Raw genomic sequence first — 23,936 nt, forward strand, 5'->3', positions numbered from 1 at the left:
TTTTACCTCCTCCCGACTTAAAACTGCAGGCCGCCCTCACGGGCGCCTTCCGCGAGTTCCTTCACGCGGCCGTGGTACAGATAACCGCCGCGGTCAAACACGACGTTTTCAATGCCCTTGGCCTTGCAGCGCTCGGCAACCAGCATGCCAACCTTCTTGGCTGCGTCCTTGTTGCCGCCGTACTCGGTGAAGTCCTTCTCGGCAGTCGAGGCGGAAACGAGGGTAACACCGGCGATATCGTCGATGACCTGTGCATAGATGTTCTTTGCGGAACGGTAAACGTCCAGACGCGGACGCTCGGCGGTACCGCTGATCTTTGCGCGCACGCGCTTGTGGCGCTGCAGACGCGCCTTGTTGGAATCCTTCTTCGAAACCATTTAAATTCGCCTCTCCTTTCCTTACTTCTTCTTCGCGCCGGTCTTGCCTTCCTTGCGGCGGACATACTCGTCAGCGTAGCGAATGCCCTTGCCCTTGTAGGGTTCCGGCGGACGCTTCTCGCGGACTTCCGCAGCAAACTGGCCGACCTTCTGCTTGTCAGGACCGGAGATGATGATCGTGTTCGGATTCGGAACGTCGATCGTGATGCCGTCGATTTCGCTCATGGTAACCTGATGCGAGTAACCGAGGTTCATAACCAGATCCTTGCCCTGCTTCTGTACACGGTAACCAACGCCCTGTACGCTCAGTTCCTTCTTGAAGCCGTCGGTTACGCCGACAACCATGTTGTGAACGAGCGAACGGGTCAGGCCGTGCAGGGCACGGTTGTGCTTGTCATCGTTCGGACGGGTGACAAGAATTTCATTTCCCTCCACCGCTACGGTGATGTTCGGGTGGATTTCGCGGGTAAGGGTTGCCTTTGCGCCCTTGACCGTTACGACATGGCCGTCGATCTTGACCTCCACACCGGACGGGATGGCAATCGGCATTCTACCAATTCGAGACATATTTTATACCTCCCCTTACCATACAAATGCGAGGACTTCGCCGCCGACATTCAGCTCGCGAGCCTTCTTGTCGGTCATGATGCCTCTCGACGTGGAAATGATGGCAATACCAAGGCCGCGGAGCACCTTCGGAAGCTCCTGAGCGCCGGCATACACACGCAGGCCGGGCTTGGAAACACGCTTGAGGCCGGTGATAGCCTTCTGGCGGCCGTCCACATACTTGAGCGTGATGCGGATGATGCCCTGGGTGTTGCCCTCGACGGTCTCAAAGGACTTGATATAGCCCTCATCGAGCAGGATCTGGGCAATTGCCTTCTTCATTTTGGACGCGGGTACGTCCACGCTGGCATGACGAGCATTGCCGGCGTTGCGGATACGGGTCAGCATATCCGCGATAGGATCAGTGATCTGCATAAATGCTCTCCTTTTCAAGAAGTTTGGGGGTAGTGCAGCAATCGGAGCGGGGCTGGGTTGGGTCCCCTCTTGATTGACCTGTTTGCCTCCCACTTTTCTTTACACTGCCTGTGGCCCTTCCACGGACAGCGGCTGGGGTAAGCTGTTTTATAATTACAGCCGATAAGCCCGCATGGGCGGGCTATCGACTAATTATAGCATGGTTTTTTGCGCGTTGGCAAGCAACAAAATGCATATTTTTATAAAATATTCTGGTTTCGTTCCCGTCAAAACGCAATAAAACTTCGTTTGCCGACACACTTCGGCAGCATTTGCGAAAAGCGGGCGCCGGAGCGCCCGCTTTTTGTCGTTTTCAATCGACGCAAGCCTTACCAGGAAGCCTTGCGAACGCCCGGGATCTGGCCCTTGTAAGCCAGCTCACGGAAGCAGATACGGCAGATACCGAAATCACGCAGGTAAGCGTGCGGACGGCCGCAGATCTTGCAGCGATTGTAAGCGCGGGTAGAGAACTTCGGCTTCGCCTGCTGCTTGAGGATCATTGCCTTCTTAGCCATGTTGTTTCTCCTCCCTTACTTTGCAAACGGAGCGCCCATCAGCGTGAGCAGCTCTTTGGCTTCTTCGTCGGTCTTTGCGGTGGTGCAGATAACGATATCCATACCACGGATCTTGTCGATCTGATCGTAGGAAATTTCCGGGAAGATCAGCTGCTCCTTCAGGCCGAGGGCGTAGTTGCCGCGGCCGTCGAACGCATCGCCGTTGATGCCGCGGAAGTCGCGGACACGCGGCAGCGCTACGTTGAACAGACGATCGAGGAACTCCCACATGCGGTCGCGGCGCAGGGTAACCTTGACGCCAACCGGCATGCCCTCGCGGAGCTTGAAGTTCGCAACCGACTTGCGGGCGTGGGTGACAACCGGCTTCTGGCCGGTGATGGCTGCGATGTCGCGGACAACGGACTCGATAACCTTGGAGTTGCCGTTGGCTTCCTTGCCGCAGCCGACGTTAACGACAATCTTGTCGATGGTCGGGATCTGCATCGTGCTCTTGTACTGGAACTTCTTCATCAGAGCAGGCGCAACATCCGCAGTATACTTGGCTTTCATATTCGGAACCATTTATTGCTTGCCTCCTCTTCTTAAAGCGTCTCGCCGCAGTGCTTGCACACCGTCAGCTTTGCACCGTTCTCAGCGAACTTGTGCGCGGGGCGGGTCGGCTTGTTGCACTTCGGGCAAACACGCATAACCTTGCACGCACGCAGCGCGCCCTCGCGCTCGATGATGCCGCCGGTCTCACCCTGACGGCGGGGCTTGGTGTGGCACTTAATCATGTTCACACCTTCGATAACAACCATACCCTTCTTCGGGTTTACGGACAGAACCTTGCCGCGCTTGCCCTTTTCCTTGCCGGAAAGAACGACTGCGGTGTCGCCCGTCTTAACATGCAGAGTATTCATATTTCTTGGCGACCTCCTTACAGTACTTCCGGAGCAAGCGACAGGATCTTCATATAGTCCTTATCGCGCAGCTCACGAGCGACAGGCCCAAAGATACGGGTGCCGCGGGGGTTTTTATCATCACGGATGATGACGCCGGCGTTCTCGTCAAAGCGGATGTAGCTTCCATCCGCGCGGCGCAGGCCCTTAACGGTGCGGACGATGACCGCCTTAACGACGTCGCCCTTCTTCACGCCGCCGCCCGGGGTGCACTTGCGCACCGAGCAGACGACTACGTCACCGATGTTGCCGTACTTGCGTGCGGAGCCGCCGAGAACACGGATTACCTTCAGTTCCTTCGCGCCGCTGTTGTCAGCTGCACGCAGAAAAGTTTCCTGCTGAACCATGTGCTCTCCTCCTTACTTTGCCTTCTCAATGACTTCGACCAGTCTCCAGCGCTTATCCTTGGACAGCGGGCGGGTCTCCATCACCTTCACCTTGTCGCCGATGCGGCACTCGTTGTTCTCGTCGTGCGCCTTCAGCTTGTAGGTGTGCGGAATAACCTTCTTATACAGAGGATGCGCAACGCGATCCTCGATTGCGACGACAATGGTCTTGTCCATCTTATCGGAAACGACCTTGCCGACTCGCGTCTTGCGTAATGCTCTTTCGCTCAATTCGTTTCCCTCCCTTTACGCCTTCTCCGCGAGCTGCTTCTCACGGATTACGGTGTTGACACGCGCAATGTCGCGCTTGACCTCAGTGATCTTGTTGGTGTTTTCGAGCTGATTGGTAGCGAGCTGAAGACGGAGGTTGAAGAGGTCCTTCTTCAGGTCGCCCAGCTTTGCAGCCAGTTCCTCGGCCGTCAGTTCTCTGATCTCAGATGCCTTCATCATGCTTCACCGCCATTCTTGGTCTCACGGGCAACGAACTTGGTCTTGCACGGCAGCTTGTGGCTGGCCAGACGCAGAGCCTCGCGGGCGACCTCTTCGGATACGCCGGCGATTTCAAACAGTACGCGGCCGGGCTTTACGACCGCTACCCAGTACTCGGGCGAGCCCTTACCGGAACCCATTCGGGTCTCGGCCGGCTTCTCGGTAATCGGCTTATCGGGGAAAATCTTGATCCAAACCTGACCGCCACGCTTGGTGTAATGGGTCATGGCGATACGAGCGGCCTCAATCTGGTTCGAGGTGATCCAGCAGGGCTCGGTAGCCTGCAGGCCGAAATCGCCGTTGGATACGAAGTTGCCGCGCATGGCCTTGCCCTTGAGGCGGCCACGATGCACGCGACGGTATTTAACTCTCTTGGGGAGCAGCATTAGCGGTTGCCTCCTTCCTGACGGGGTGCGCGACGCTCGCCATTGCCACGGTTGAAGTCGCGACGGCCGCCACGGCGGTCATCACGGCCACCGCGACGCTCGCGGCGCTCGAAAGCGGGCTTGGGAGCCTCGATGGAACGGCCCAGACGCGGACCGCCGTGGAGAACCTCACCCTTGTAGATCCAAACCTTAACGCCGATGCGGCCATAGGTGGTCGCGGCCTCGGCAAAGCCATAGTCGATATCCGCGCGCAGGGTCTGCAGCGGGATGGTGCCCTCATGATAGTGCTCGGTGCGGGCGATTTCCGCGCCGCCCAGACGGCCGCTGCAGGAAACCTTGATGCCCTTGGCGCCCATGCGCATTGCGCGGCCCATGGACTGCTTCATGGCACGACGGAAGCCAATGCGCTTCTCAAGCTGCGCGGCAATGTTTTCCGCAACCAGCGTTGCATTGGTGTCCGGGTTCTTGATCTCGATGATAGAGCAGCGAACCTTCTTGCCATACTTGCGGGTCAGCTCTTCCTCGAGCTTCTTGATGTCCTCGCCGCCGCGGCCGACAACCATGCCGGGACGCGCGCACTGGATCATGATCTTGATTTCGTCGTTCTTGCGCTCGATTTCGATCGCCGGAACGCCTGCGTCGTACAGACGCTTCTTCAGTTCCTTACGGATGTTGTAGTCTTCCACGAGGAGGTCGCCGAACGCATTGTCCTTTGCGAACCAACGGGAATCCCAATTCTTGATAACGCCGACACGGAGACCGTTCGGATTTACTTTCTGGCCCATTGATTACCCTCCCTTATTCTCTCTCGCCAAGAACCAGCGTGATGTGCGAGGTTCTCTTGAGGATTCTGAATGCACGGCCCTGTGCACGCGGCATAACGCGCTTCATGATCGGGCCGGGACCGACGTGTACTTCCTTAACGTACAGCTTATCGGTGTTCATGCCGTGGTTGTTCTCGGCATTGGCGACTGCGCTCTTGAGGAGCTTCTCCATCGGCTCGCAGGCCGCCTTGGGGGTATTCATGATGATAGCCATCGCTTCGCCCGCATCCTTGCCGCGGATCAGATCGCAGATCAGCTTGATCTTACGCGGGGTCATGCGCACGTTGCGTACGATTGCTCTTGCTTCCATGTTTCCTTAACTCCTCCTTACTTACCGTTATTGGAGGTCTTGCTGCCCGCGTGACCCTTATAGGTACGGGTGGGAGCAAACTCGCCCAGCTTGTGACCAACCATGTCCTCGGTGACATACACCGGAACATGCTTGCGGCCGTCGTGTACCGCGAAGGTATGACCGACGAACTCCGGGAAGATCGTGGAAGCGCGGGACCAGGTCTTGAGAACCTTCTTCTCGCCCTTTTCGTTCATTTCAACGACTCTTTTGATAAGCTCAGGAGCCACAAAAGGGCCCTTCTTGACACTTCTGCCCATATTACGTTAACTCCTTTCTTACTTGCCGTTGCGACGACGCACGATCTGCTTATCCGTGCGGTGGTTCTTCTTGCGGGTCTTGTAACCCATCGCCGGCTTGCCCCACGGGGTAACCGGGCTGGGACGACCGATCGGGCTCTTGCCTTCGCCGCCGCCGTGCGGGTGATCGCACGGGTTCATAACAGAACCGCGGACGGTCGGACGGATACCCATGTGACGGGTACGGCCGGCCTTACCGATCTGAACGTTGGAGTGGTCGGAGTTGCCGACAACGCCGATGGTTGCCTTGCACTCCAGACGGACGTAACGCAGCTCACCGGAGGGCAGACGAACCATCGCCTTGCCGTTCTCCTTCGCCATCAGCTGAGCGCCGACGCCTGCGGAACGAACCAGCTGCGCGCCCTTGCCGGGGTACAGCTCAATGTTGTGAATCATGGTACCAACCGGGATGTTCTCAACCGGCAGGCAGTTGCCCGGCTTGATGTCGGCATCCTTGGAGGATACGACCTTGTCGCCGATCTTGAGGCCTTCCGGCGCGAGGATATAAGCCTTGACGCCGTCCTCATACTGAACCAGCGCGATGTTCGCGGAGCGGTTCGGGTCGTACTCGAGCGTCAGCACGGTTGCCGGCATATCCAGCTTCTGGCGCTTGAAGTCAATGATACGGTACTTTTTCTTGTTGCCGCCGCCAATGTGACGAACGGTGATACGGCCGTAGCTGTTGCGGCCGGCGGTCTTCTTGACCTTTTCGAGAAGGCTCTTCTCGGGCTTCACCTTGGACAGACCCTTGTAGGAAAGCACAGTCATATTTCTGCGCGAGGGCGTCGTCGGGTTGAAAGTCTTGATAGCCATTTGGATTTTCAACTCCTTAGAATCTGTTTCTTATCGGGGTGACATCCCCATACAAGCACGTTTCCGTGCATTCAATCGCCCCGCAGGGGCGCTGTTTTGAGCGGGCTTAGCCCGTTCAAAACTCCACTGCTTCGGGACGCGTGTCCCGAACCGCGTTTGCGTACAAACGCGAGGGGGTTATCCAGAAAAGTTTCCATCGGGAATTTTTCTGGTATCTAAGGGGGACCGGTCCCCCTTAGAAGATATTACATCATGTTCTCAAAAAGCTCGATGCCCTTGGAGTCCGGGGTCAGGGTGACAATCGCCTTCTTGATGTCGGGACGCTTGCCAACGTGGACGCCCATGCGCTTCCACTTGCCCGGCAGCTTGATGGTGTTGACCTTCTGCACCTTTACGCCGAAGATCTCTTCCACAGCCTTCTTGATTTCAATCTTGCCAGCGTCAGCGGCAACTTCAAAGGTGTACTTGTTGTTCTGAGAACCCATCATGGAACGCTCGGTGATGACCGGCTTCTTGATAATATCGTAAGCGAACTTCATTATGCGTACACCTCCTGCAGCTTCTCAACCGCCGCCTTGTCGATGATGAACTTGTCGGCGTTGAGGACTTCGTAAACATTGAGGGTAGACGCGATCGTCGTGCGCACGCCCGGAATGTTGGCGGCGGACTTGACGACGTTCGTGCGAACCTCGGGGGTAACAACCAGGCTCTTGCCGGTGGCTTCCACAGACTTGAGGAAGCCGGCGAAGGTCTTGGTCTTGATTTCGCCCATGTCCAGACCATCGATGACGATGATTTCGCCGGCAGCTGCCTTTGCGCTCAGCGCGGAGAGCATCGCCAGACGACGGGTCTTCTTGGTCAGGGAGTAATTATAAGAACGGGGCTTCGGGCCGAGGGCAATACCGCCGTGGGTCCACTGCGGAGAACGAATCGAACCCTGACGGGCACGGCCGGTGCCCTTCTGACGCCACGGCTTGATGCCGCCGCCACGGACCTCAGCACGGGTCAGCGTGGACTGGGTGCCCTGACGCTGATTTGCCAGATAATTCTTTACTGCGGCATGAACCACAGCCATGTTGGGCTCGATGCCGAAAACGGCCTCGTTCAGCTCCATCTCGCCGGTCTTCTTACCGGTCATATCAAAAACTGCTACTGTAGGCATGAGTTGCTCCTCCTTCCCTTACTTTCTCGCGGAAGCCTTCTGCGGGTTCTTGCTGACGCCAGCCTCGCCCTTGGCAACCTTGTTATTCTTGACGGTGTTCTTCAGCACCACGATGCCGCCCTTCGGGCCCGGAACCGCGCCGCAAACAGCGATGAGGTTCAGCTCCGGATCGACCTTGACCACGTCGAGGTTCTGAACGGTAACCTGCTCAGCGCCCATGTGGCCCGGCATCATTTTGCCCTTCATGATCTTGGAAGGATCCGAGCACGCGCCCATGGAGCCCTGATGACGGTGCATCGGGCCGGCGCCGTGGCTCATCGGGGAGCGGCCCGCGTTAAAGCGCTTGATAACGCCCGCGTAGCCCTTACCCTTGGAGGTGCCGGTCACGTCGACATAGTCGCCAGCGACGAACATGTCGGCCTTTACTACATCGCCAAGCTGGAAGGTGGAGCAGTCCGCAAAGCGGAACTCCTTGAGGTACTTCTTAAGGGAGTCGCCAGCCTTCTTCAGGTGGCCCTTCTCCGGCTTGTTGAGCTTGCGCTCCTTGATGTCCTCAAAACCGAACTGAACCGCATTGTAGCCGTCCTTCTCTTCGGTCTTGAGCTGGGTGACAACGCAAGGGCCTGCCTCGATAACGGTGCAGGGAATCACCTTGCCGTCAGCGTTGAAGATCTGGGTCATGCCGACCTTCTTGCCGATGATTGCTTTCTGCAGCATAGTGTTTTTCCTCCTTAAAGGTTATTGGTTGACGGCATTTGGCCGCCAACATGACCTCGCCGCGCGTGTCGCGGCAGGGCTTCAAGCAGCCGGTTGGGTTAGTCCGTCTGCCTGTTGACAGAAATTAGAGTTTCACCTCGAACTCGACGCCAGCCGGCAGGTCGAGGGTGGTCAGCGCCTCGATGGTAGCCTGATTCGGGTTGATGATGTCGATCAGGCGCTTGTGGGTGCGGCGCTCGAACTGCTCGCGGGAATCCTTGTACTTGTGTACCGCGCGCAGGATGGTGACGATCTGCTTCTCGGTCGGCAGCGGAATCGGGCCGGAAACCTTCGCGCCGTTGCGCTTAGCGGTCTCGATGATCTTCTCCGCGCTCTGATCGATGAGCTCGTGGTCGTACGCCTTGAGGCGAATGCGAATCTTCTGTGCGTTTGCCATGGTGGTTTTTCCTCCTCGTATGTGTGCCATACATTAAATAATGTTTTGACTCGCTACGGAGAGAAACTGCAACCCCGCCGTGTGTATCACACGCGGGCATGAAAATAACCGGGCACACTGATAGTGTAACGATCCGGTCACAATAAGAAACACAAGTGGTTCGAACCATCGGCTTTACGGCGCACGCGCCGCGAGTCCCGAATTTACGTACGAACATTGCATTTTTGCCAAAAGGCGCAAAGCCTTTGGCTGATAGCAGTTATCTCAACCGCCCGATTGTCGGACCTACTCCGCCGAAGTTACCTGCAAATTGCAGCAATCTCCGGCATCATCGCGTTTTACCCGCTTTCGCAGGTGCTTCTATAGATTACTACAAGCATTTCCCAAAGTCAAGCGTTTACACAAATTTTTTGCAATTTTTTTGTGAAACCCTCCGAAATTTCCATGCCGCAGAAAAGCGGTTCGGAAGCCATGCTTTCCAAACCGCCTTTATCATTGCTTTTTACGATGCTGTTTCTACAATCAGCAGCCAAGAGCTTGCCTTGCTGTCAATGGTCAGGCCCACATCCTCGTAAGCCGATACCGTGAAGCCTGCATCCTCCAGCCGCCCCAGCGTATCCTGCAAGTTGGACATATTGTTCTGCAGCAGGAACCAGGAAATCCCGTCCGTCGTAGATACCATTTGTCCGTCAACATCCGGCAGCTCGGTTCCGCCGCTGGCAAAATAGCAGTGTGCCACGCTGGTGCCGCGCAAGGAATCCGGCAGTGTGAGCACCGGCTGCGCTTCCGCCAATGCGATGCTTCCTTGTGGATCGGATTGCTTGGTAGCATCGCCTGCACCGGCTTTCGCGCCGGGTTGCAGTTCATCCCAAGCCTCACCACTGCCGGTTGCAGCGCCGCTGCCTGCCGTCTGTTCCGACGCGCTTTGCGTATTGCTGCTCGGTGCGGAAGCGCCGCTTTCCGGCACGCTGTTGCGCGGCTGCACGGCCTGCCCGCCCTCAGGGGGCACAACCGCTGCGCCGGCATTTCCCTCGCTGCCTGCCGCCAGTCCGGCGTTCTCTGCCGCGTCCGCAACCGCCTCACCGGCGGTTGTATCGCCATAGGCCGCACCTTCTGCCGCAGAAGCATCGGACGCCCCTGTCGTATTGCCGCCGCTGTCCACCGTACTAAACGCGGGCATCAGTCCGCCGCCGAGCACCACCAGCACCACAACCGCAGCGGCTGCCACCATCGTGAATACCGGCATACGGCGTACCGGCTTCTCCGGCTGCACCACCCGCATCTTTGTTTCCTGCTCCAGCTTGTGCATGATGCCTTCATGCAATCCTTCGGGCACCTCCACCTCTTCGGCAAACCATGCCCGCATCTGCTCCAGATCCTGTTTCAGCGCGGCGCACGAGGGGCACTCCGCCAGATGCTCTTCCAGCTTTTCCCGCTCGGAATCGGTCAACGTACCGTCCAGACTGTTGGACACCAGCTGCTCAAAATATTCTTCATCACTCATGCGTCCCCGCCTCCTTTCGATGGATTAGACGCGGCAGACAGAAAAAGGTTCCCTCTGCGCAGCAAAACCTTGCGCAGCGCAATACGCGCACGCGAAAGCCGAGACTTGACCGTGCCTTCGCTGATCTCCAGCACCTCCGCAATCTCGGTGTAGCTCATGCCGGACACATCGCGCAGCAGCACGATACGGCGATGCTCCTCGCTGATTTCCTCCAGCGCCGCCGCAAGTTCCCGCCCAAGTTCCCGGTTTTCCAGATGCTCCTCGGGCGTCGGCGCCGTATCCGGCATCGGACGTTCATTCTCCTCCTCGTCCACCATGGACTGCGTTTGCGGCTGGGCATGCTTATGGCGGGCAAAATCCACACACATATTCATGGTGATGCGAAACAGCCAGGTGGAGAAGCCGCTGTCCCCGCGAAAAGACTCGATCGACCGCCAGGCACGCAAAAAGACCTCCTGCACGATGTCGGCGGCATCCTCCGGACTGCCGGACGAGCGCAGCGCAACCGCATATACACGCTTCTCATACCGGCGCACCAGCTCTTCAAAGGCGTCCAGCTCGCCGCGCTTGGCCCGCGCTAGAATATGCTTTTCGTCCACAGCTTCGGCCTCCTTCTGATGTCAAATATCGTTCAGCAACCGGCTGCGCGCTTCATCTCCTCCGCCAGCGGATAAAGCTGCTCGAGCCGTTCCAGTGCGCAGATACGCATTTTAAATGCTTTCAGTCCGCTTTGCCCCTTGAGATACCAGTTGACATGGCGGCGCGCCTCCAGCATCGCCACGCGCTCACCCTTTTGCTCCGCCGCCAGCTCGATTTGCCGGACTGCTGTGTCAATCCGTTCGGCAAAGGGCGGCAGCGGCGGGCATATACCGGTCTCCAGCAGCGCGTTTGCCCGCTCAAAAATCCACGGGTCGCCCAGCGCGCCACGACCAACCATCACCGCGTCCGCACCGGTATGCTCCAGAATGCGCACCACATCCTCCGGCACGGCCACGTCACCGTTGGCAATCACCGGAATGAACACGGCCTGCTTAACCGCGCGGATTGCATCCCAGTCTGCTTTACCGCTGTACTGCTGCGCACGCGTACGGCCATGCACTGCAATGGCCGACGCACCAGCCTGCTCCGCCATGCGCGCAAATGCAACATAATTGATGCTCTTCTCATCCCAGCCCTTGCGGAATTTAACCGTCACCGGCACATCCACCGCGCGGCAAACCGCCTCAATCACGCTCGCAGCCAACGCCGGGTCGCGCATCAGCGCGGAGCCGTCACCATTATTGACAATCTTGGGCGCAGGACATCCCATGTTGATATCAATGATATCGCACCCGGACACCGCACGCGCAATCTTTGCGCCTTCCGCCATGGTTTCCGGCTCATGACCGAAAATCTGCGCCGCTGCGGGATGCTCGTTTTCTGCCAGCGCCAGCAGTCCCGGTGTTTTTTTATCGCCATAGGTCAATGCCTTGGCAGAGACCATTTCGGTCACGGTCAGCGCCGCGCCATGCTCGCGGCAAATCTGCCGGAAGGCGCGGTCGGTCACGCCGGCCATCGGCGCAAGCACCATCCGTCCGGCAAGCGTTACGTTCCCGATTTGCATAAATCTCCCCCACTGCGCATAATTTAACGCAGTATATTGTAACATACAGCCCCACTGATTGCAACTTGCAAAGTGGTGACAAAATCGCATCATGCCCAAAACGCCAAAAAAGCTCCCGCAAGGGAGCTTTTTACAATACCATCATTAAAATCTTTTCGCTGAAGAAATAACCAAACGAAATCAGCACCGTGTTCCATACCGCAATGCCGAGCGCCGACCAGCCGACAAACCACTTAACCGGCATGCGGATGAGTCCCGCCGGGATGGACACAATCGTGCGCAGCACCGGGATAATGCGGCACAGCGCCAGTCCACGGCCATGCTGAGCGTCAATATACGCATGGCAGCGTCTGACAAACGAGCGGAATTTCTCACTTTTTCCAAACAGCTTTTCCATGATAGGTTCGCCGCCCCAGTAGCATGCCCCATAAATGACCAGACTGCCCAGCACGCCAAACACAACACTCAGCGCAACCGTCAGCACGAGCGACAACTCGCTCTGCGCAATCAGCACGCCGATGGACGGCATAATCACGCCCGCCGGAAAACCGGGCAGGTTCATATATTCGCAGAAAATGACCGCACAGACCAGAATCAGTCCGTACTGATGAAACAACTGGAAAAATAATTCGGCGGTCATACGCCAAGCCACCTCTACTGTTTTTCAGACCGCGCCCGGTTCGGCGCGCCTTACTATTTGTCTTTAGTATAACAAGTCGATTGCGGCAAAACAAGGGCGCGCGCACGCAATTTGCAATCTGTTCACAAAAAGGGGCCGCTGATACAGCGACCCCTTTTGTCTTTACAGTTATGCCGGCTCAAACTCTTCCTTGCCGACTGCGCACAGCGGGCAAACCCAATCCTCCGGCAGGTTTTCAAACGCCGTGCCGGGCGCAACACCGTTATCCGGATCGCCTTCCGCAGGATCATAAATATAACCGCAAACCTTGCACACATACTTGCTCATTTTGCTTTCTCCTTTTATTATTAATATTTGATATTAATATATAGCATTTATCATTTATTGTCTACCGGGATACTGTACAATATTGCCGCGGGTTTTTCATCCTTTTTCATAAGAGCAGCCAAAACACAACCCAAATACTGCTTGCTGCCACCGCGCCGAGCGCAAATGCCACCGCCAGACGCAGCCATGGTGAGCGCCGTCTGACACCGCGCCCGACCAGATAACGGTTTGCAATCCGGCAAGCCTCGCGCACTGCGTCGCTGCGCGGCACAGTGCAGTCCCGCACCAGAAAAATCGCCTGCTCAAATACCCCGTGCTCATCCGGACGCACCACTACCACACGGCGGCTGATTCCCTTTACCATAGCAAATCCCTCCCTTTTGCAGCAAGTATTGCCACAAAGGGAGGGATTTAACCATCACATTTTTTCCACTCGCATCACCAGCGCCGTGCGGTCGTCATCATGCCCCCGACCCGCTGCACCCGTGACCAGATGCATGGCCAGTTCCTTCGGACTGTCCTCTGCATGCGCCAGCAGCGTTTCCCGCACCCAGCCGTCATCCATGCCGTCCGAAATACCGTCGGACAGCAGGATACACAGGTCACCATGCCCGAAACGCAGCGGCACCGGCTCACCCAGCGCGTCCTCTTCGGCCAGACCAATGGGCAGCGCCTTGCCGGTCAGCATCTTCCACTGACCACCCATGCGCAGATAGGAGGGCGCCGCACCGCACTTGAGGCTTTCCGCCCGTCCGGTAAACAAATCAAGCGTCAACGCGTCGAGTGTGGTAAACCGTGTCCCGTCCGAGCGCAGCCGCAGCGCGGGAGAGACTGCTTTGAGCGCGTCCGCAATTGTGATGCCCGCGCGCAGGAAGCGCTCGAGCGAGGTAATCAGCATGCGGCTGTCCTGCTGCGCCGCCGTCCCCGACCCCATGCCGTCGGACAGCAACAAGCAGGCAATGCCCGCATCGGTCAGGAAGTAGCAGCCGCTGTCGCCGGAGACTGCGGATTCTTCCTTCTGCTGCCGGCCGATGCCGACAATTGCACGAAAGGGCGCGCGCTCCCGCATCTCCACATGCGGGCCAAACTCGTCCTCCACCCGTTTTGGGGCGGTCAGCGTCACACCGAGCAGCGCGCTCAGACCCGCAGAGAAGCCCTCGCCCTGCCGCAGCACATCCTCGATGCCCTCGCCATACAGCTCAATCGCAAGCCGGCCCTGCGCGTCGCGTACCGCGCACACGCGGTCAATCCAGCCGAACGCCGCCGCATACCGCCGAACCTGCCGCTCCATCATGGGCTGGGCGGTCACATCCTGCGTCGCCTCCGCGCCCAGCTGACGAAGAATATCCGTAATGCCCGCATATTGGCGCGCCAGCAGGCTCTGGTTTTCCTCCTGCTGCCGCCGAAGGCTTTGGCGCTCGCGCAGCGCAAACAACGCGCTGTTGATGGCGCGCATCAGCTCGGGCAGATGCACGCAGCGCGAGGCAAAATGATAAGGAAAGTCGGAAAGCTCCGCCCGTCCGCGTTTGAGCATGGGCTGGGTCACATCGTTGAGCGCGGCCAGCGTCGTTACATAGTCGCGCTGCCAGCACTGAGAGCACAGCACGCAGTTTTTGCACACCCGGTCGCTCGCGCGGTCGAACACCGCGCGCACATTCTGGTCGCCCGCCGCCTTGCCCTCGCTGATGCCGTTCAGCATCGCCAGATACAATTCATAAAACGCCTGCGCCGCTTCCGTGGCGCATCTGCTCGCCGTCTGCCGCACCGTGCGGTGCGCCGCCTCGCCCATGAGCGTGTCGGGCAGGAAGCTGTGGCGCATCGCATCCCATACCAGCGGCGGCATGACAGCAAACGCTGCCACCGCGCAGATAAGCTCGAGAATCATCGGCACAAACAGCACATGCTCCACACCCAGCATCGCCGCGCACAGTCCGGAGCCTAGCGCGCACAGCGCAAACCAACCGCGTCCGCTGTCGCGGAACAGACCAGCAACCAGCGCACACAGACCATAACAGCAGGTGAACAGCGCGCCGTAGCCGCAGGCGATATCCATCGCAGCGCCCAGTGCCACGCCGGTCGCCGCGCCGGGCGCAGCCCCGCCAAGATAAGCCGCTGCAAGCGTCAGCAGAAGCGCCGCCACACGGGCAGGCGAGAGCAGAGAAAACAGACTCAGGTCGGACAGCGACAGCAGTACGGTCGCCACCAGCACCAGCAGCGTCGCCGGTCGCCGCCAGTCGTTTTCATCCCGCGGTGGAGAGAGCGCCGCGCCATAAACGCGGCATGCCCCGAGCGTCAGCAGCTGCACAGCCACAAACGGCATCAGCGCGGATAAAGTCAGCGCCGCGCCCGACGGCAGAAACACGAAGGTGCATGCCGCCCCCGCAAACGCCGCTACAATCGGCGCAAACCACGCCGTGCGCACGATACGCAAGCCCGCGCACACGCTCATCACGCACAAAACCAGCAGCACCGCCGCAATGTACACGCCGCTTTTCAGTCCGCTGCCCAGCAGCATCAGCCCGCAGACCACACCGCCAACCGCACTCAGTCCCGCGCCGCGCGCCATCAGCGCCGCCGCCATTGCTAGTCCGAACGGCGCATACCCACCGAACACCGTGCCGCGCGCGAGCACCGCACACAGAATAAACCGCTGCACACCGGTGACCAAGATGTGTAGATGTTCCTCGTTCCACAGCCGCGCCACCCATGCCGCCGCGCGGCCCAACACAAGCGGCGCAGCCCGCTTTGTTTTTTGCTTGTCCATTTTCGTTCTGCCTCCCTTGTTTTCCCAGTATAGCCCAAAGAATATGCGGGCTTTGCCGGAAAATAAGGGCGGGAATAGAACTTTTTCCGTTTTTCTATGCGCCGCCGCGGTTCTGACAGAAAAAAACACAGCGGATGACAATATCACCCGCTGTGTTCTGCGATTTTTCTCTTATAATGATTCCGCGGCGCGGCAATGGCCGACGAAAATCTCCCCTACCGCGTCCAGTTCGCCCAGCCCGCGCAGATGGGTTTCCACCGTATAGCCCTCGCTCTCCAGGCGGCTCTTCCAGCTATCCTCTTCTTCACCCGCAAGGTCGTTGTGCGCATGGTCGCCCGCCACAATCATCAGCGGCGCAAGGTGCACATGCGTAACCCCATGCGCATCCAGCCGTGCAAGCACATAATCCAGATGAGGAAAACCCTCGACCGTGCCGACATACACCCGCTCGGCGCGGTGATACCGGAAGCAGTTCTCCACCAGCGCATACGCGGCGTTCGCCGGATGCTCGGTGCCATGCCCCATGAACACATACGCCTCGTCTGCCGCAAGGCGCGGCATTTCGGTCAAAAGCGCGCGCGTCAGCCGCAGATAATCCTCGGTATCCCACAAAAGCGGCCTGCCAATCAACAGCCGCGCAAACCGACCACAATATGGGCGCAGCTGCGCCAGCAGCTTTTCGTACTCCTGCCCGAAGATGACGTGCAGGCTCTGACAGCGCACTTCCTCATATCCTTGCTCTGCCAAGCGCTCCATCAGCTCCTCCGGAGCAGGGATGTGCACGCCCTCCTCCCGCTCGATTTTGCGGGCAACCATGCCCGAAGTGAAGGCGCGGAAAAAATCATGGTCCGGGAACGCCTTGTGCAGCCGCTCCTCAATTTTCTCGATTGCGCGCCGCGCCTGCGGCATGCTGGTGCCAAAGCTGACGACCATCAGCGCTTTTTTGCCCATATCAGAATCCCTCCCGTTTGACCATCTGGTATAGCAGCGCGTTGACAATAGCTGCGGCCACATTCGAGCCGCCCTTGCGCCCGCGCGCGATGATATACGGCGTGTCCCCGCCGATGAATAATTCTTTGGCCTCAACCACGTTGACAAACCCGACCGGCACACCAATGACAAGCGCGGGCTGCACCGCGCCCTCCTCTATTAGCTCATGCAGACGGATGAGCGCGGTCGGTGCATTGCCGACGGCAAAAATCAGCGGGCCGTCCAGCTTGGCCGCGTGCTCCATGGAAACCGTCGCGCGCGTCACCCCGCGCGTTTTGGCTTCGCGTGCAACCTGCTCATCCGCCATCAGACAGAGCGCCTGTCCGCCGAGTTTGGCCAGCGTCGCCTTGCTGATGCCCGCCAGCGCCATATTGGTATCGGTCACGACCGTTGCGCCCGCCGAAAGCGCCTTTTTCGCCTGTTCGACTGCGTTTTCCGAAAAGCACAGGTTGTCGGCATAGTCAAAATCCGCCGTCGTGTGGATAACACGTTTGACCACCTCGGACACACCCGGCGCGAAGGTTCGTTCGCCCAGTTCCTCTGTGATGATTTCAAAGCTGCGCTTTTCTATCTCGGCAGGCGCCATGCGTCCGTTTACCATTCGATACCCTCCCTTGCGGTCACGCCATTATCAAAGGGGTGGCGGTGTTTGACCATTTCCGTGATATAATCCGCGCGCTGCTGCAAGCCTTCGGATGGATTTCGTCCGGTCAGCACAACCTCGAGCGTGTCCGGGCGGCTGTCCAGAAAGTCCAGCACGGCCTGTTCGTCCAGAAAGCCGCAGGAAATGGCGGCACACACCTCGTCCAGAATGAGCAGCCCCGCGCCCTCGCGCACGGCGTAGCCGGTTGCGGCGGCGAAGGTGCGCTGTATCGCGTCCGCTGTCTGCTTTTTCTCGTCGTCCGTCATCTGGAAGGAGAATTTGCGCACCGGATTGGCCGCAAGCATGGTTATGGTTTCGAGCTTGGCAAGCGCGCGGCACTCTCCCGAAGTGCCGTCCTTTAAAAACTGCGCCAGCACCACCTTGCCGCCGCGTCCCGCAAACCGCACCGCCAGACCAATCGCTGCGGTCGTTTTCCCCTTGCCGTCACCGCAATATAGATGCACACAAGCCTTATTATTCATGCGTTTCCCTCCAGAATCCGATAAATCATATCCATATCCAGCGCCTGCCGGACGGTATCCGCCAAGCGGTCGTATTCTCGTTCCTTGTACCCCGCGGTAGTCATTGCTGCGTTATCCAGCGATATCCCTTTGCGCGCAGCAAGCGCCTGCGCAAGCCGCTGTGCCACGCCTGACGCGTCAAACACACCGTGCAGATAGGTACCGTAGGCATTTTTCGCCTGACAGCCATCCGAAACTGTTGTGCCGTCCGCGCGGGTGAGCGTCGAGAACGGTAAAGCGTCCGCGTCGCGCGCGGTTTCGCCCATGTGGATTTCATAGCCCTCCACCGCCACGCCGGACAGTTCCGCCAGCACGCCGGATAGATTTCCCACCGTGCCGCGCGTCTGCACCGTGGTCTTGCGCGGGCGAAACACGGTATCCACGGGCAGCAGCCCAAGCCCGCGCAGGCTGCCGCCGCCCTCGGTGTTCTCCGGGTCGGACACCGTCCGCCCCAGCATCTGAAACCCGCCGCACACGCCAAACACGGGTATACCCGCCGCGTGCTGCTTGAGCATCTGTGCCTCCATGCCGCTCTCGCGCAGCCATTTGAGGTCAGACAGCGTCGCCTTGGTGCCGGGCAGGATAATCATATCCGCCCCCTCCAGCTGTGCGGGCTTGTCCGCGTAGTAGACACCCACGCCCGGCACGCGGCCCAGCGCGGCAAAGTCTGTGAAATTCGAGAGCCGCGGCAACCGCACAACCGCAATCCGCACCGCCGCGCCGCGCGCGTCGCCGTCCAGCCGCTCGGATAAGCTGTCCTCGTCGTCGATGTCAAACCGTCCATACGGCACCACGCCCGCGACCGGCTTGCCGGTGAGCTCCTCCAGCTGCGCCAAACCGGGACGCAAAATTTCCACATCGCCGCGGAATTTGTTGATGATAAGCGCACGGATTCGCGTCTGTTCGTCCGGCTCCAGCAGTTTGACCGTGCCGTAAAGCGAGGCGAACACGCCGCCGCGGTCGATATCGCCCACCAGCAGCACAGGCGCATCCACCAGCTTTGCCAGCCCCATATTAACGATATCGTCTTTCTTTAAGTTGATTTCCGCCGGGCTGCCCGCGCCCTCGATGACGATGATGTCATACTCCCTTGCCAGACTCTCATACGCCTGTTTGACCACCGGCAGCAGCGCCTTTTTATCGCTCCAGTATTCGCGAGCAGTACGGTTGCCGCGGGCCTGTCCCATGACAATGACCTGTGAGCCAACGTCGCTCGTCGGCTTGAGCAGAATCGGATTCATGCGCACATCGGGCGCAATGCCCGCCGCCTCAGCCTGCACGACCTGTGCGCGGCCCATCTCGCCGCCATCGGCTGTGATAAAAGAGTTGAGCGCCATATTCTGTGCCTTAAACGGCGCGACGCGCCAGCCATCCTGTCGGAAAATACGGCACAGGGCCGCGCACAGCAGACTTTTGCCTGCGTTCGAGCAGGTGCCCTGCACCATAATGCACCGCGCCATCAGGTTTCCTCCCTTCGGATGTCGTCCAGCGCCGCGAGCAGCGCGCTGCTCTCTTTCCGCGTCTTGACTGCCGTGCGGTAATACCCGCGCATCAGGCCACGATAATTGGAGCAGTCGCGTATCAGAATGCCGCGCCGTGCGAGGTTTTCCTGCAAGTCGGTATCCTGCGCGCGGAACAGCAGGAAATTCGCTTCGCCCGAAAACACTGTCAGGTCACGTGCGGCAAGTTCCTGCATCAGATAAGCCCGCTCGTCTGCGATACGCTGCGCAGTCCGACAGGCGTAGTCCCGCTCTCCCGCGCATGCCACCGCGCACGCCTGCGCCACGACTGACACATTCCAAGGCTGCCCCGCACGGTACAAATCCTCTATCAGCGCCGCATCCGCCGTCATGCACCAGCCAAAGCGCACCCCCGGTACAGCATACATCTTGGTATACGCCCGCAGCAGCACAAGGGAAGGAAATTCATCCAGCAGCGGTACAAGTGTGCGTTTTTCCCCATCCATCACAAAATCCAGAAAACACTCGTCCACAATCAGCCGCGCGCCCACTTGCGCGCACCGCGCAGCAATCTCGTGCAGCAGCGCGGGCGCAATCGTGCGTCCGGTCGGGTTGTTGGGGTTGCACAGGTAGACCGCGTCCAGTTCGGGCATGATATCCTGCAAAATTCGTTCGGTGACGGCAAAGCCCTCGTCCGCACGCAGTGTGTGAAAGCGAATTTGCGCGCCCTCAAGCGTGCGCTCATACTCCGCAAAGGTCGGCGCGAGCAGCAGCGCGGTTTGGGGGCGCAAAACGGCTGCCAGACGGTCGAGCACATCCGCCGCGCCGCTGCCGCAGTAAATGCGGTCGGGGTCGACGCCCTCCGCCGCGCCTATCGCCTGCCGCGCCGCGCGGCAGAACGGGTCGGGGTACTGCGTGCAGGCACCAATCGCTTCATGCATCGCCTGCTGGACGCGCTCCGGGATGCCGTAAGGGTTGATATTGGCTGATAAGTCCACCGGCGCGCCGCCAAAGCGTGCGGCAAACGAATACACGTCGCCGCCGTGTACATATTCGGGCATGGGGTTCCTCCTTTTTATCCAAGCCGCGACCAGACCGGCATCAGCCGCACTACTGCACACAGCACAAGCGCGAGTACGCTCGCCATGCTCATCAGGTCACAGGTCTGCAAAATATCCGTGCGCCGCACCACGCGGTCCGGGTCACCGAACGACGCTTTTTTGACTGTTTTCCCAAAATAGCTTGCATTCCCGCCAAGCTGGATATGCAGCGCGCCCGCACAAGCGGACTCGGTCTGTCCGGCGTTCGGGCTTTTATGTCCGTTTCGGTCGCGCCGGCAAATGCGCAGCGCGTTGCGGTTGTCCAGCCCCAGCATACCCGCCGCCGCAATCAGGCAGGCAGCGGACAGCCGCGCGGGGATAAAGTTGAAGATATCGTCCATGCGGGCGGAAAACTTGCCGAAATACTCATATTTTTCGTTATGGTAGCCGACCATCGAGTCGAGCGTGTTGACCGCTTTGTACAGCAGTCCCAGCGGCGCGCCGCCAATGAGCAGGAATATCAGCGGCGCGACCACGCCGTCGGTCGTATTCTCCGCGACCGTCTCCACCGCGGCTTTGATGACGCCCGCCTCGTCCAGTTCTCCGGTATCGCGGCCAACGTACATCGCCACCGCCTTGCGTCCGTCATCCAGCGACTGTCCCAACGCACGATATACCTGTTTTCCTGCGTCGGCAAGGCATTTTCGCGCCAGAATCAGCCAGCAAAGCAGCGTTTCGGCTGCAAAGCCCAGCCAGAAGTTATGTCCGCGCAGCCAGCGCAGCGCGAAAAACGGTACGGCAAAGCTGACGCCGCACACCATCAGCCACAACAGGACACCAGCGGCGGTCTCGCCGCCTTTCGTCTTGGGGAACACGCGCCGCAGGATTTTTTCGGTGCGCGACACCAGCCGCCCAATGAGACACGCAGGGTGCAGCGCGGTGTTCGGGTCGCCCAGCAGACTATCGAGCACAAAGCCGAGCAGCACGGCACAGGTCAGGTACATGGTTTGTCTCCTTTGATATATTGCGGGATGCCCGCTGTCACGCGGATGACAGCGTCCGCTTCGGCGGCCAGCACGCAGCACAGCCGCCCGACCGCCTCGCGGTAGGCTTCGTCTGCGCGGTCAATCGGCACCACGCCGCAGCCGACTTCGTCGCAGGTGACCGCGTGGCCGCGCAAAGAATCCAGCAGCGCCATCGGGTCGCGACCGGCAGCGAGTTCCTCCCGCACGCGCATATGCAGATTTTCCACAAGCGGCAGCGTCGGATACAGCACGCCCACCAGAGCAGCCTTACCTTGATGCGCCCCGCCGACAATGAGTACGGTCATAATATTAGCCCTCCAAACGCGGCGCAAGCGAGCGCCAAAAGCTCGGATACCGAAATGAAAAATCCGGCCAGGTCGCCCGTGATGCCGCCGAAGATATGGCGCGTCAGCTGTTCATGCACGCCGTACCACACCAGCAGCACGATGACGAGCACCGTGCCCGCCGTCAGCCCGTGCGGCACGGCATACAGCAGCAGACCGGCTGCGATTAAATAGACCACAAACTCCAGCATCAACGCGATGGCGACCGCTTTTTTGTCGCTGTTTTCCGCGAACAAATGCGCAAGGCCGGAATCCTTCGCGCAAGGCGTGAGTACGACCTTGCAGCCGCCCAGCGCGCGCGCAAGTGCAAAACCGACAAGCACCAGCGGCAGCAACGCGGGCGCGCGGTACACCTGCGCAAAGCAACCGGCCTCGGCCAGCAGAAAAGCCATCAGCCACATCGGACCGAATGCACCGACATGCGGGTCTTTCAAAATCGCCAGCCGCTTTTCCCGGTCGCCGTAGGAACACAGCGCGTCACAAGTGTCGCACAGCCCGTCCAGATGGATGCCGCCCGACACAAACAGCGGCAGCAGCGCCGCCCCGACCGCGTAGAACAGGCTGTCCGCGGCAAAATGCACGCAGAACGCAAACCACAGCCACTCCAGCGCGCCAATCAGCACGCCGACCAGCGGCAGGAAGCCCAGCGCCCAGCGCATCGTGCGCTTTTCCCACTGCACCTGCGGCACGGGCACAGTCGAATACATGGAAAACGCGACCAGCAGGCCGCTCCACGCGCTTTTCATGCGTTTTTCTCCCCTTTCAGCAGCAGCAGAATACCGCAGACCGATTCATATACCGCCTCCGCCCGCACCGCCAGCGCGCGGTTCAGCGCTGCAAGGTCGCGGATATACCGCGCCGTCTCGGGCGGGTAGTCCAGCCCGTCGGAAAAAATTTCGTCCGTCACAACGACCAGCGTTTCGCAGCAGTCTTGCAGATGTGCAATGCCTGCAAGACTGCTGCCGAACGCCGCGTCGCCCGCGCCTTCGGGTGCGAACCGCTCGTTTGCCAGCAGATTGCCTAAATCCTCAAGCAGAATTCCGTCATACCGCTGGGAAAGCGATAGATTTTGCAGGCCCAGCGGACACTCGACCGTCTCAAAGCCCTTGCCCTGCCGCAGCGCGCGATGCCGCGCAATACGCGCCTGTGCCGCCGCGCCAAAGGGCTGCATGGTCGCAAGATACAACCGGGAGGACGGCGCACGCTCGCACAGCAAGCGCTCTGCATGCGCAGATTTCCCACTTGCCGCACCACCAGTCACTAAAATCAGCATATTTTACGCATGTCCTCCCACTTATGCTTTTTACACGAGCGGTTGATAGGCTTCTATCCCCACTTGGTCAAAACGCAGCATACCGTCATAGGCCGCGAACACCAAATCAAGCAGACTAACCGCCGCAACCGCGCCCGTGCCTTCGCCCAGCCGCATGCCCGCCGTGATAAACGGCCGAAGTTCCAGTTCGCGCAGCAACAACGCGCCTGCCGGTTCCTCCGAGCGGTGTCCTGCAAGCAGATATCCACGCACTTCGGGACACAACCGCACCGCGACCAGCGCCGCCGCACAGGAAATGACGCCGTCGAGCACGACAGGCAGACCGCAAGCCGCCGCGCCGAGGTACAGTCCGGCCAGCCCCGCGATATCCAGCCCGCCGACCTTGTGCAATACGTCGATAGGGTTGTTCGGGTCGGGTTGGTGCAATGCCAGCGCGGTTTGAATCGCGCGCACCTTGCGTTCCAGCCCCTCCGAGGACAGGCCTGCGCCGCGTCCGGTCACGGTTTGCACGTCCACACCGGTCAGCGCAGCGGTCACGGCGGCACTCGTCGTCGTGTTGCCGATGCCCATTTCACCGCCGCACAGCAGGTCATACTCTTGCGCGGCGCACCACTGTGCCAGCTCTATCCCCGTTTCAACCGCCCGCACGGCCTCCGCCCGCGTCATGGCGGGTTCTTTCGTCATGTCCGCCGTACCGTACCGGATTTTGCGATGCAAAATCCTTTCGCCCTGCACGTCGCGCGCCACGCCGATATCCACCGGAAAGCTGTCCATCCCGATATGACGCGCCATCAGGCAAACCGCCGACTGGCCGCGTCCCATGTTTTCGGTCACGGTCGCAGTGACCTCCTGCCCGCACTGGGTCACGCCCTGCGCGACCACGCCGTTATCCGCGCAAAACATCACAACCGCGCGCTTGGCAATCGAGGGGCGCGGCGTGCGCCGGATGGCGGCAATCTGCGCGACTGCATCCTGCAACAGCCCCAGACTGCCCAGCGGCATCGCAATATCGGAAAAACGCTGCGCCGCCTGCGCGCGGCTGTTCTCACAAGGCGGACGCACCGCCGCAATCCCCTGCTGCAAATCCATGT

General features: G+C 59.5%; 35 protein-coding genes. All 35 read right to left on the reverse strand.

Going from position 1 to position 23,936, the window contains the following annotated elements; genetic code table 11:
- Positions 1–17: 17 nt before the first annotated feature.
- Positions 18–377, reverse strand: coding sequence for a 50S ribosomal protein L18 (rplR, locus tag ACTQ34_RS00830; protein ID WP_373164379.1), 360 nt, complete (start codon positions 375–377; stop codon positions 18–20).
- A 21-nt stretch (positions 378–398) separates the two neighbouring features.
- Complete coding sequence (gene rplF, locus ACTQ34_RS00835) at positions 399–944, reverse strand: 50S ribosomal protein L6 (RefSeq protein ID WP_441362047.1); 546 nt, start codon at positions 942–944, stop codon at positions 399–401.
- A gap of 15 nt (positions 945–959) precedes the next feature.
- Positions 960–1,358 (reverse strand): 30S ribosomal protein S8, encoded by a 399-nt coding sequence (gene rpsH, locus ACTQ34_RS00840; protein ID WP_373164377.1) that lies wholly within the window; start codon positions 1,356–1,358, stop codon positions 960–962.
- 368 nt (positions 1,359–1,726) lie between these two features.
- Positions 1,727–1,912, reverse strand: coding sequence for a type Z 30S ribosomal protein S14 (locus tag ACTQ34_RS00845; RefSeq protein ID WP_125115726.1), 186 nt, complete (start codon positions 1,910–1,912; stop codon positions 1,727–1,729).
- A 15-nt stretch (positions 1,913–1,927) separates the two neighbouring features.
- Positions 1,928–2,473 carry a 50S ribosomal protein L5 gene (gene rplE, locus ACTQ34_RS00850; protein ID WP_441362048.1) on the reverse strand — a complete coding sequence of 182 codons (546 nt, stop codon included), beginning with the start codon at positions 2,471–2,473 and terminating at the stop codon, positions 1,928–1,930.
- 20 nt (positions 2,474–2,493) lie between these two features.
- A complete protein-coding gene (gene rplX, locus ACTQ34_RS00855) occupies positions 2,494–2,811 on the reverse strand; it encodes a 50S ribosomal protein L24 (protein WP_302666247.1) in 318 nt (105 codons plus the stop codon).
- Positions 2,812–2,828: 17 nt separating this feature from the next.
- Positions 2,829–3,197, reverse strand: a complete 369-nt coding sequence (rplN, locus tag ACTQ34_RS00860) for a 50S ribosomal protein L14 (RefSeq protein WP_054326962.1) — start codon at positions 3,195–3,197, stop codon at positions 2,829–2,831.
- 12 nt (positions 3,198–3,209) lie between these two features.
- Complete coding sequence (gene rpsQ, locus ACTQ34_RS00865; RefSeq protein ID WP_031475647.1) at positions 3,210–3,467, reverse strand: 30S ribosomal protein S17; 258 nt, start codon at positions 3,465–3,467, stop codon at positions 3,210–3,212.
- 15 nt (positions 3,468–3,482) lie between these two features.
- Entirely contained in the window at positions 3,483–3,683 is a 201-nt protein-coding gene (gene rpmC, locus ACTQ34_RS00870; protein ID WP_300185749.1) for a 50S ribosomal protein L29, read from the reverse strand.
- Complete coding sequence (gene rplP, locus ACTQ34_RS00875) at positions 3,683–4,111, reverse strand: 50S ribosomal protein L16 (RefSeq protein WP_441362049.1); 429 nt, start codon at positions 4,109–4,111, stop codon at positions 3,683–3,685. Before rplP ends, rpmC begins: the two co-directional genes overlap by 1 nt.
- Positions 4,111–4,896, reverse strand: a complete 786-nt coding sequence (gene rpsC, locus ACTQ34_RS00880; protein ID WP_441362050.1) for a 30S ribosomal protein S3 — start codon at positions 4,894–4,896, stop codon at positions 4,111–4,113. Before rpsC ends, rplP begins: the two co-directional genes overlap by 1 nt.
- Before the next feature lie 13 nt (positions 4,897–4,909).
- Positions 4,910–5,245, reverse strand: coding sequence for a 50S ribosomal protein L22 (rplV, locus tag ACTQ34_RS00885; RefSeq protein ID WP_125115721.1), 336 nt, complete (start codon positions 5,243–5,245; stop codon positions 4,910–4,912).
- 17 nt (positions 5,246–5,262) lie between these two features.
- Positions 5,263–5,544: a 30S ribosomal protein S19 gene (gene rpsS / locus ACTQ34_RS00890; protein ID WP_054326968.1), complete on the reverse strand. Its 282-nt coding sequence runs from the start codon at positions 5,542–5,544 to the stop codon at positions 5,263–5,265.
- A gap of 18 nt (positions 5,545–5,562) precedes the next feature.
- A complete protein-coding gene (gene rplB, locus ACTQ34_RS00895; protein ID WP_373164372.1) occupies positions 5,563–6,396 on the reverse strand; it encodes a 50S ribosomal protein L2 in 834 nt (277 codons plus the stop codon).
- Between the two features lie 245 nt (positions 6,397–6,641).
- Complete coding sequence (gene rplW / locus ACTQ34_RS00900) at positions 6,642–6,935, reverse strand: 50S ribosomal protein L23 (RefSeq protein ID WP_373164371.1); 294 nt, start codon at positions 6,933–6,935, stop codon at positions 6,642–6,644.
- The gene (gene rplD, locus ACTQ34_RS00905; protein WP_302666242.1) at positions 6,935–7,558 is read right to left on the reverse strand and encodes a 50S ribosomal protein L4; all 624 of its coding nucleotides are present in this window, start codon (positions 7,556–7,558) and stop codon (positions 6,935–6,937) included. The genes rplW and rplD overlap by 1 nt, the downstream gene beginning before the upstream one ends.
- A gap of 18 nt (positions 7,559–7,576) precedes the next feature.
- The gene (rplC, locus tag ACTQ34_RS00910; protein ID WP_373164609.1) at positions 7,577–8,272 is read right to left on the reverse strand and encodes a 50S ribosomal protein L3; all 696 of its coding nucleotides are present in this window, start codon (positions 8,270–8,272) and stop codon (positions 7,577–7,579) included.
- 127 nt (positions 8,273–8,399) lie between these two features.
- The gene (gene rpsJ, locus ACTQ34_RS00915; protein ID WP_054326972.1) at positions 8,400–8,711 is read right to left on the reverse strand and encodes a 30S ribosomal protein S10; all 312 of its coding nucleotides are present in this window, start codon (positions 8,709–8,711) and stop codon (positions 8,400–8,402) included.
- Between the two features lie 502 nt (positions 8,712–9,213).
- Positions 9,214–10,215 (reverse strand): zf-HC2 domain-containing protein, encoded by a 1,002-nt coding sequence (locus ACTQ34_RS00920; RefSeq protein WP_441362051.1) that lies wholly within the window; start codon positions 10,213–10,215, stop codon positions 9,214–9,216.
- The gene (locus tag ACTQ34_RS00925; protein ID WP_441362052.1) at positions 10,212–10,814 is read right to left on the reverse strand and encodes an RNA polymerase sigma factor; all 603 of its coding nucleotides are present in this window, start codon (positions 10,812–10,814) and stop codon (positions 10,212–10,214) included. Before ACTQ34_RS00925 ends, ACTQ34_RS00920 begins: the two co-directional genes overlap by 4 nt.
- A 32-nt stretch (positions 10,815–10,846) precedes the next feature.
- Positions 10,847–11,818, reverse strand: coding sequence for a tRNA dihydrouridine synthase DusB (gene dusB, locus ACTQ34_RS00930; RefSeq protein ID WP_441362053.1), 972 nt, complete (start codon positions 11,816–11,818; stop codon positions 10,847–10,849).
- A 130-nt stretch (positions 11,819–11,948) separates the two neighbouring features.
- Positions 11,949–12,458, reverse strand: a complete 510-nt coding sequence (locus tag ACTQ34_RS00935) for a DedA family protein (protein ID WP_441362054.1) — start codon at positions 12,456–12,458, stop codon at positions 11,949–11,951.
- Between the two features lie 168 nt (positions 12,459–12,626).
- Positions 12,627–12,785: a rubredoxin gene (rd, locus tag ACTQ34_RS00940; RefSeq protein WP_373164366.1), complete on the reverse strand. Its 159-nt coding sequence runs from the start codon at positions 12,783–12,785 to the stop codon at positions 12,627–12,629.
- 106 nt (positions 12,786–12,891) lie between these two features.
- The gene (locus ACTQ34_RS00945; protein WP_441362055.1) at positions 12,892–13,149 is read right to left on the reverse strand and encodes a hypothetical protein; all 258 of its coding nucleotides are present in this window, start codon (positions 13,147–13,149) and stop codon (positions 12,892–12,894) included.
- Between the two features lie 54 nt (positions 13,150–13,203).
- Complete coding sequence (locus tag ACTQ34_RS00950; RefSeq protein ID WP_441362056.1) at positions 13,204–15,549, reverse strand: SpoIIE family protein phosphatase; 2,346 nt, start codon at positions 15,547–15,549, stop codon at positions 13,204–13,206.
- Positions 15,550–15,720: 171 nt separating this feature from the next.
- Positions 15,721–16,500: a sirohydrochlorin cobaltochelatase gene (locus ACTQ34_RS00955; protein WP_441362057.1), complete on the reverse strand. Its 780-nt coding sequence runs from the start codon at positions 16,498–16,500 to the stop codon at positions 15,721–15,723.
- A gap of 1 nt (position 16,501) precedes the next feature.
- Complete coding sequence (locus tag ACTQ34_RS00960; RefSeq protein WP_441362058.1) at positions 16,502–17,140, reverse strand: precorrin-8X methylmutase; 639 nt, start codon at positions 17,138–17,140, stop codon at positions 16,502–16,504.
- The gene (locus tag ACTQ34_RS00965; protein ID WP_441362059.1) at positions 17,134–17,664 is read right to left on the reverse strand and encodes a cob(I)yrinic acid a,c-diamide adenosyltransferase; all 531 of its coding nucleotides are present in this window, start codon (positions 17,662–17,664) and stop codon (positions 17,134–17,136) included. The genes ACTQ34_RS00960 and ACTQ34_RS00965 overlap by 7 nt, the downstream gene beginning before the upstream one ends.
- Positions 17,661–19,163 (reverse strand): cobyric acid synthase, encoded by a 1,503-nt coding sequence (locus ACTQ34_RS00970; protein WP_441362060.1) that lies wholly within the window; start codon positions 19,161–19,163, stop codon positions 17,661–17,663. The genes ACTQ34_RS00965 and ACTQ34_RS00970 overlap by 4 nt, the downstream gene beginning before the upstream one ends.
- Entirely contained in the window at positions 19,163–20,224 is a 1,062-nt protein-coding gene (locus ACTQ34_RS00975; protein WP_441362061.1) for a pyridoxal phosphate-dependent aminotransferase, read from the reverse strand. The genes ACTQ34_RS00970 and ACTQ34_RS00975 overlap by 1 nt, the downstream gene beginning before the upstream one ends.
- A 14-nt stretch (positions 20,225–20,238) precedes the next feature.
- Positions 20,239–21,207, reverse strand: coding sequence for an adenosylcobinamide-phosphate synthase CbiB (gene cbiB, locus ACTQ34_RS00980; RefSeq protein WP_441362062.1), 969 nt, complete (start codon positions 21,205–21,207; stop codon positions 20,239–20,241).
- Entirely contained in the window at positions 21,198–21,533 is a 336-nt protein-coding gene (locus ACTQ34_RS00985) for a bifunctional adenosylcobinamide kinase/adenosylcobinamide-phosphate guanylyltransferase (protein ID WP_441362063.1), read from the reverse strand. The genes cbiB and ACTQ34_RS00985 overlap by 10 nt, the downstream gene beginning before the upstream one ends.
- Positions 21,530–22,318, reverse strand: coding sequence for an adenosylcobinamide-GDP ribazoletransferase (locus ACTQ34_RS00990; protein ID WP_441362064.1), 789 nt, complete (start codon positions 22,316–22,318; stop codon positions 21,530–21,532). The genes ACTQ34_RS00985 and ACTQ34_RS00990 overlap by 4 nt, the downstream gene beginning before the upstream one ends.
- Positions 22,315–22,845, reverse strand: a complete 531-nt coding sequence (locus ACTQ34_RS00995; protein WP_441362065.1) for a bifunctional adenosylcobinamide kinase/adenosylcobinamide-phosphate guanylyltransferase — start codon at positions 22,843–22,845, stop codon at positions 22,315–22,317. Before ACTQ34_RS00995 ends, ACTQ34_RS00990 begins: the two co-directional genes overlap by 4 nt.
- A gap of 30 nt (positions 22,846–22,875) precedes the next feature.
- Positions 22,876–23,934 (reverse strand): nicotinate-nucleotide--dimethylbenzimidazole phosphoribosyltransferase, encoded by a 1,059-nt coding sequence (gene cobT, locus ACTQ34_RS01000; RefSeq protein ID WP_441362066.1) that lies wholly within the window; start codon positions 23,932–23,934, stop codon positions 22,876–22,878.
- Positions 23,935–23,936: the final 2 nt, after the last annotated feature.

This window comes from Agathobaculum sp. LCP25S3_E8 (assembly GCF_052117165.1).
Lineage (GTDB): Bacteria > Bacillota > Clostridia > Oscillospirales > Butyricicoccaceae > Agathobaculum.

Excerpts from the sequence above, each read along its gene's own strand:
- ACTQ34_RS00985 (WP_441362063.1), bottom strand. The coding sequence starts at position 21,533 with ATGACCGTACTCATTGTCGGCGGGGCGCATCAAGGTAAGGCTGCTCTG.
- rplN (WP_054326962.1), bottom strand. The coding sequence starts at position 3,197 with ATGGTTCAGCAGGAAACTTTTCTGCGTGCAGCTGACAACAGCGGCGCG.
- rplP (WP_441362049.1), bottom strand. The coding sequence starts at position 4,111 with ATGCTGCTCCCCAAGAGAGTTAAATACCGTCGCGTGCATCGTGGCCGC.
- ACTQ34_RS00935 (WP_441362054.1), bottom strand. The coding sequence starts at position 12,458 with ATGACCGCCGAATTATTTTTCCAGTTGTTTCATCAGTACGGACTGATT.
- rplV (WP_125115721.1), bottom strand. The coding sequence starts at position 5,245 with ATGGAAGCAAGAGCAATCGTACGCAACGTGCGCATGACCCCGCGTAAG.
- ACTQ34_RS00845 (WP_125115726.1), bottom strand. The coding sequence starts at position 1,912 with ATGGCTAAGAAGGCAATGATCCTCAAGCAGCAGGCGAAGCCGAAGTTC.
- rpsJ (WP_054326972.1), bottom strand. The coding sequence starts at position 8,711 with ATGGCAAACGCACAGAAGATTCGCATTCGCCTCAAGGCGTACGACCAC.
- ACTQ34_RS00920 (WP_441362051.1), bottom strand. The coding sequence starts at position 10,215 with ATGAGTGATGAAGAATATTTTGAGCAGCTGGTGTCCAACAGTCTGGAC.
- rplR (WP_373164379.1), bottom strand. The coding sequence starts at position 377 with ATGGTTTCGAAGAAGGATTCCAACAAGGCGCGTCTGCAGCGCCACAAG.
- ACTQ34_RS00950 (WP_441362056.1), bottom strand. The coding sequence starts at position 15,549 with ATGGACAAGCAAAAAACAAAGCGGGCTGCGCCGCTTGTGTTGGGCCGC.
- ACTQ34_RS00945 (WP_441362055.1), bottom strand. The coding sequence starts at position 13,149 with ATGGTAAAGGGAATCAGCCGCCGTGTGGTAGTGGTGCGTCCGGATGAG.
- rpsH (WP_373164377.1), bottom strand. The coding sequence starts at position 1,358 with ATGCAGATCACTGATCCTATCGCGGATATGCTGACCCGTATCCGCAAC.
- rpsC (WP_441362050.1), bottom strand. The coding sequence starts at position 4,896 with ATGGGCCAGAAAGTAAATCCGAACGGTCTCCGTGTCGGCGTTATCAAG.
- rplF (WP_441362047.1), bottom strand. The coding sequence starts at position 944 with ATGTCTCGAATTGGTAGAATGCCGATTGCCATCCCGTCCGGTGTGGAG.
- cobT (WP_441362066.1), bottom strand. The coding sequence starts at position 23,934 with ATGGATTTGCAGCAGGGGATTGCGGCGGTGCGTCCGCCTTGTGAGAAC.
- rplX (WP_302666247.1), bottom strand. The coding sequence starts at position 2,811 with ATGAATACTCTGCATGTTAAGACGGGCGACACCGCAGTCGTTCTTTCC.
- rplW (WP_373164371.1), bottom strand. The coding sequence starts at position 6,935 with ATGAAGTTCGCTTACGATATTATCAAGAAGCCGGTCATCACCGAGCGT.
- ACTQ34_RS00970 (WP_441362060.1), bottom strand. The coding sequence starts at position 19,163 with ATGGCGCGGTGCATTATGGTGCAGGGCACCTGCTCGAACGCAGGCAAA.
- rpmC (WP_300185749.1), bottom strand. The coding sequence starts at position 3,683 with ATGAAGGCATCTGAGATCAGAGAACTGACGGCCGAGGAACTGGCTGCA.
- dusB (WP_441362053.1), bottom strand. The coding sequence starts at position 11,818 with ATGCAAATCGGGAACGTAACGCTTGCCGGACGGATGGTGCTTGCGCCG.
- ACTQ34_RS00990 (WP_441362064.1), bottom strand. The coding sequence starts at position 22,318 with ATGAAAAGCGCGTGGAGCGGCCTGCTGGTCGCGTTTTCCATGTATTCG.
- ACTQ34_RS00965 (WP_441362059.1), bottom strand. The coding sequence starts at position 17,664 with ATGAATAATAAGGCTTGTGTGCATCTATATTGCGGTGACGGCAAGGGG.
- rpsS (WP_054326968.1), bottom strand. The coding sequence starts at position 5,544 with ATGGGCAGAAGTGTCAAGAAGGGCCCTTTTGTGGCTCCTGAGCTTATC.
- ACTQ34_RS00960 (WP_441362058.1), bottom strand. The coding sequence starts at position 17,140 with ATGGTAAACGGACGCATGGCGCCTGCCGAGATAGAAAAGCGCAGCTTT.
- ACTQ34_RS00955 (WP_441362057.1), bottom strand. The coding sequence starts at position 16,500 with ATGGGCAAAAAAGCGCTGATGGTCGTCAGCTTTGGCACCAGCATGCCG.
- rplB (WP_373164372.1), bottom strand. The coding sequence starts at position 6,396 with ATGGCTATCAAGACTTTCAACCCGACGACGCCCTCGCGCAGAAATATG.
- rd (WP_373164366.1), bottom strand. The coding sequence starts at position 12,785 with ATGAGCAAGTATGTGTGCAAGGTTTGCGGTTATATTTATGATCCTGCG.
- rplE (WP_441362048.1), bottom strand. The coding sequence starts at position 2,473 with ATGGTTCCGAATATGAAAGCCAAGTATACTGCGGATGTTGCGCCTGCT.
- ACTQ34_RS00995 (WP_441362065.1), bottom strand. The coding sequence starts at position 22,845 with ATGCTGATTTTAGTGACTGGTGGTGCGGCAAGTGGGAAATCTGCGCAT.
- ACTQ34_RS00975 (WP_441362061.1), bottom strand. The coding sequence starts at position 20,224 with ATGCCCGAATATGTACACGGCGGCGACGTGTATTCGTTTGCCGCACGC.
- cbiB (WP_441362062.1), bottom strand. The coding sequence starts at position 21,207 with ATGTACCTGACCTGTGCCGTGCTGCTCGGCTTTGTGCTCGATAGTCTG.
- rplD (WP_302666242.1), bottom strand. The coding sequence starts at position 7,558 with ATGCCTACAGTAGCAGTTTTTGATATGACCGGTAAGAAGACCGGCGAG.